This window comes from Sphaerobacter sp. (assembly GCF_019683595.1).
Classification (GTDB): domain Bacteria; phylum Chloroflexota; class Chloroflexia; order Thermomicrobiales; family Thermomicrobiaceae; genus Sphaerobacter.
On record NZ_JADGHZ010000226.1, the window covers coordinates 1 to 4,922 of the forward strand.

The window sequence follows — 4,922 nt, forward strand, 5'->3', positions numbered from 1 at the left end:
CACCCCCGGCCCCTCTCCCAACCTTGGGAGAGGGGAGTCGGGCCGAATACGGCAGACGGCCGACACATGACGTATGACGCATGACGCGTAACATCCCCCTCTCCCAAAGTTGGGAGAGGGGGTTAGGGGGTGAGGGCCACCCCACCTCACCCCCACACGATCCGCTCCAGCGTCCCGTCGGGGCGGAACGTCGCCACGCCGAGGCGCGGGGGCTCGCGGCCGTCGGGATCGCGCGTCACGGCATCGATGAGGAGGGGCAGCACCTGGGCCGTGTTGTCGATAACGTCGAGCGTGGCCATTTCCTCGGGCGTGACCCAGGCCAGGTCACCCTCATTGCTGGTGGGGAGCACCGGCTCGGCGAGCGTGCCGGTGAAATAGAGGAGGATCGTCAGCGTTGCGCCGGGACGGGATTGGAGGAGCACCCGCCGCAGGGTCAGGCCGGCGATCTGCTTCGGCGCGATTCCCGTCTCCTCCCGGACCTCCCGGAGCGCGGCGGCGCGCAGATCGGCAAGCTCCTCCGGCTCGACGCGCCCGCCGAGCCCGGTCCAGCGGCCGGGCGCGAAGCGCTTGCTCGCAGCGCGCCGGAGCAGCAAGTAGCGCCCGCCGTGCGCGAGCAGCACCATCGAGTAGACTTCAAGCGCAGGTGGCCGCGCGCGGTCCGCGGCGTCGTTCCCGGTTACCATGCTCGCGCCCCCTCACCGTCCATCGCTAGCTCCAGGCCCGCGTTGTTGACAAGCGTACAATATGTACGTACACTCGGGCTACGCAGCGGCGGCCCCGTCCCGGCCCTGGCCGGGTACCTCCAAGGTGGTGAGCACATGGCAGCACCGGCAGATCGGCAGCAGGCGTTCGAGACCCCGTTCCCGTTTCGGTCGACACCGCCGACCGTCCGGCTCATTGCGCAGGAGTCGGCGCACGACCCGTTCGCCCTCACCGTCGCCGCCGCCTGGACCTGCTACGGCGCGCGCCCGGCACGGGTGGAGAACGTGCTCAAGCTGATGGACTCGTCGCTGGATGAGCCGGGCGACGAAGTGCGCCCGGCACGGCGCGAGCGTGCCCAGCGGCTCTACCCGGACCTCTTCGCGGCCGGCCACCACACCACCTTCCAGCACGCGAACTTCGTCTTCGTGCTCGACGGCGTCTCCCGGCTCGCGATCTGGTCTTTCTTCCACAGCCACCCGCACTACAACTCCGAACAGGTCTCGCAGCGCTACCGCGAGGTCAGCGGCAAGACGATGGTGACGCCCGACCTGCCCGAGCCGCTGCTGGAGATCTACACGGCCGCCATCGAGCGGGCGCTGGAGGGCTACCGGCGGCTGGTCGACCTCCTGACACCCGACCTCACCGCCCGCTACGCCCGCGTCTTCCCCGCGCGCGCCAAGGCGCGGGACCCGGAGACGCAGGAACGGGTCCGCCGCGACGTGCAGCGCAAGGCGCAGGAGGTGGCCCGCTACGTGCTGCCGCTGGCGACCCCGGCGCATCTCTACCACACCGTCAACGGGCTGACGCTGCTGCGCTACTACGTCCTGGCCAACCAGCTCGACGTGCCGGGTGAGGTCCGCTACATCGTCAACCGCATGGTCGAGGAGGTCTTGAAGGTCGATCCCAACTTCCTCGGTGCCCCCGGCCACCCGCTCGACCTGCGCCTGATCGCGACCGAGGACACCCCGGAGTACCAGGCGCTGGCCAACCTGCGGGCGAATCTCGACCAGACCGGCAACGAGGAGTTCTTCCGCGAGTTCGACGCCGAGCTGGGCGACTACCACTCCAAGCTGGTCGCCTACAACCCGAACGCCGAACACTTGCTCGCCAGCGCCGTCCGCACCGTGCTCGGCCGCAGCCGCGACGAGCTCTCCGACGCCGAGGCGATCGCGCTCGTGCTCGACCCGGCGCGCAACCACTACCACGGCCACTCCCTCTTCCTGGCAATGCACTCCAAGCTGATGCAGACGATGAACCACGTCGCCTTCACGTTCCAGAAGCGCATCAGCGGCGCGGAAGAGGCGCAGAACCAGCGGCACCGCGGCACGCTCTCCTCCAGCCCGGTCCTCTCCGCCCACCTGCGTCAAGAGCCGGACGTGATCGTGCCGTACGACGTGGCGCGGGTGCCGGAGGCGCTGGAGGAGTACCACGCCACGGTGCGCGCCCTCTGGGACGCCAAGAACCGGCTGCTCGACGCCGGCGTCCCGGTCGAGCAGGTGCTCTACCTGCTGCCCAACAGCCACCACGTCCGCTTCTACGAGACGGGCACGCTGCTCACCTACTTCTGGAAGTGGGTCAAGCGGCTCTGCTACGACGCGCAGCGGGAGATCTTCGAGACGGCCCGGCAGGAGACGGAGCAGGTCAAGCAGGTGCTCCCCGAGATCGGCCGCTACGTCGCCCGGCCGCCCTGCATGTTGCGCCACGAGGCAGGGACGCGCCCCTTCTGCCCCGAGGGCGAGCGCTACTGCGGCATCCCGGTCTGGCGCAACTACGACTTCGCCCGCATCGCCGAGCGCCGGGTGCTGTAGGCGTCCCGCGTGTTCCGTGATGCGTGTTGCGTGTCATCCTGATGAGGTACAAGAGGTGTAATCGACCGGGGTCGGGCGCTTTCCCGCTCGACCCCGGTTTCATGTTTCGGCGCGCCAGATAACCCTTCCGAGCCGCCGTGGGTCATCGAATGCTTGACGCCGATTCCTTTATGTCATCCTGAGCGAAGCGAAGGATCTCGCGTCGGAACCATCACCCAGTGGGAAGATCCTTTGTGGAGACGATGCTGTCAGGGATACAGCGGGACCAAAACGGTGTTGATCACCGGCGCGTGGTGCGCCGGGCTCGTCGCGGCGACCTCGTCATCCGCGCTGCCGGCCGGAGGTGCGGTCGAGGTAGTCGATCACCCGTTGGTAGTCGGCGGTGTCGATCATCCCGCTCTCGTGGTAGTACGTGATCATCATGCGCAGCCCAAGGATGGGCATGACCCGATAACCGTGCTCATGCAGCCGGGCGACGCCGCCCTGCTCCCGGTCAATCAGGACGATCGCGTCGCGGACGATTAAGCCGGCCTTCTCCAGCGTCCGGGCGGTGGTGAGGATGCTGGTGCCGCCGGTCATCAGGTCGTCGATCACCAGGACCGTCTGCCCCGGCACGACCCTCCCCTCGATCTCCGGGTGCGAGCCGTCGGGGCGCACGTAGAGCAGCGGCGTATCGCTGACCAGCGCGTAGGCGGTAGCGAGGTGCAGCCCACCCATCGGCACGCCGGCCACAGCGGCGAACGCGGCGAGACGGGGTTTGCGCCGGACCTGATCGGCCTGGATCTCCTGATGGATCAGCCGCGCGATCTGGCGCAGGACCGCTGGGTCGCTGATCAGCACGCGCGGGTTGATGTAGATCGGCGACCGGCCGGCGGTCGGCCCGAGGTCGAAGTCGCCAAACTGCACACCACCAAGGGCAAAGAGCGCCTGGGCCAGGTCGAGCTTCGATTCGGACCCGAAGAACACGCTGTCGTCGTCCTCCCGACGTGCGGCACGGCCGATCTGCACGATAACGGGGAGACGATACCATAATCTCACACTGCTTGCGTACTGTTTCCGACCCTCCACACACGAGCCCCGCCGGGAATGATGCCTGCCCGGCACGCGCAGCCGCGCTCCTCACCACCGGAACCACCAACACCGTCGTGACTGCCGTCCCCAGGCGGTGCGGATCGCTCCCCACACCCCGAGCAGGAACCTGCGCCGGGCGCTATGATGAGCGCTGGCACACATGGGTCTGACCACGACGGCAACGGAGGGGGGAAATGGACTACCGGGAGGCGATCGCCTACATCATCGAGCGCTCCGGCTACGACCGGGGCTTCGTCGCCAACCCCTTCGACGCCGAGACGGTCGGCCTGCAACGCACCGCCTGGTTACTGGAAGCGCTCGGCCACCCCGAGCGGGGCTTCACCGTCGTGCACATCGCCGGCACCAAGGGGAAGGGCTCAACCGGTGCCTGTGTCGCCGCCATCCTCCGCGCCGCGGGACGACGCGTCGGCTTCTACTCCTCACCCCACCTTCACACCTTTCGCGAGCGCATCCAGATCGACGGCATGCCGATCGCACCGGAGGATTTCGCCGCCCTGACCGCCGAAATCGCCGCGGTCAACCGCCGTCTGGCAGAGGCGCGGCCCGACTGGGGTGAGGCCACCGCCTTCGAGGTCTCCACCGCGCTCGCCTTCCTGGCCTTCGCCCGGGCAGGCGTGGAGGTCGGCGTGGTCGAGGTCGGGCTCGGCGGGCGGCTCGACGCCACCAACGTCGTCACCCCGGCCGTCGCCGTCATCACCCCGATCAGCTACGACCACACCGCCATCCTCGGCAACACCCTCAGCGCAATCGCGGCCGAGAAGGGGGGCATCATCAAACCAGGCCGCCCGGTCGTCATCGGCCCGCAACCGCCCGAGGCGCTGGCCACCCTGGAGCGGATCGCGGCCGAGCGCGGTAGCCCGGTCTACCGGGCCGGACGCGACTGGCACGCGACCGGCACCGATGCCGCCTTCAACCTGACCGGCCCGTGGGGAACCCTCCGCGACCTGCGCCTCGCGCTGCGCGGGCGACACCAGGTGGAGAACGCCGCCACGGCCGTCGCCGCCTGCTGGCTGCTGCGCGAGCAGGGCCTCGACATACCGGAGGTGGCCATCCGCGCCGGGCTGGCGGCGGTCAACTGGCCCGGCCGCCTGGAAGTCGTGCGAGAGCAGCCCCTGGTCGTTGTCGACGGCGCGCACAACGTCGATGCCGCCGCCCGCCTGGCCGAGGCGCTGGTCGACACCTTCGGCCCCCGCCGCCGCACGTTCGTCCTCGGCATCGCCCGGGACAAAGACATCTCGGCGATGCTGAAAATCCTCGCCCCGCTGGCGGACCGGATCATCGCCACCGCCTCCCACCACCCCCGAGCCGCCGACCCGGCGC

At 69.3% G+C, this 4,922-nt stretch carries 4 protein-coding genes; 2 read left to right on the forward strand and 2 right to left on the reverse strand.

Annotation, left to right across the window (positions count from 1 at the left end):
* Window positions 1-146: 146 nt before the first annotated feature.
* Window positions 147-683 (reverse strand): NUDIX domain-containing protein, encoded by a 537-nt coding sequence (locus IRZ30_RS15605; RefSeq protein ID WP_294086469.1) that lies wholly within the window; start codon window positions 681-683, stop codon window positions 147-149.
* Window positions 684-818: 135 nt separating this feature from the next.
* On the opposite strand from IRZ30_RS15605, the gene IRZ30_RS15610 reads away from it, so the two are divergent.
* Complete coding sequence (locus IRZ30_RS15610; RefSeq protein ID WP_294086470.1) at window positions 819-2,510, forward strand: FAD-dependent thymidylate synthase; 1,692 nt, start codon at window positions 819-821, stop codon at window positions 2,508-2,510.
* Window positions 2,511-2,831: 321 nt separating this feature from the next.
* On the opposite strand, the gene IRZ30_RS15615 is transcribed toward IRZ30_RS15610, so the two are convergent.
* The gene (locus tag IRZ30_RS15615; RefSeq protein ID WP_294086471.1) at window positions 2,832-3,476 is read right to left on the reverse strand and encodes an orotate phosphoribosyltransferase; all 645 of its coding nucleotides are present in this window, start codon (window positions 3,474-3,476) and stop codon (window positions 2,832-2,834) included.
* 299 nt (window positions 3,477-3,775) lie between these two features.
* On the opposite strand from IRZ30_RS15615, the gene IRZ30_RS15620 reads away from it, so the two are divergent.
* Window positions 3,776-4,922: folylpolyglutamate synthase/dihydrofolate synthase family protein (locus IRZ30_RS15620; protein WP_294086472.1), on the forward strand; the 1,147-nt coding region annotated here is incomplete at its 3' end.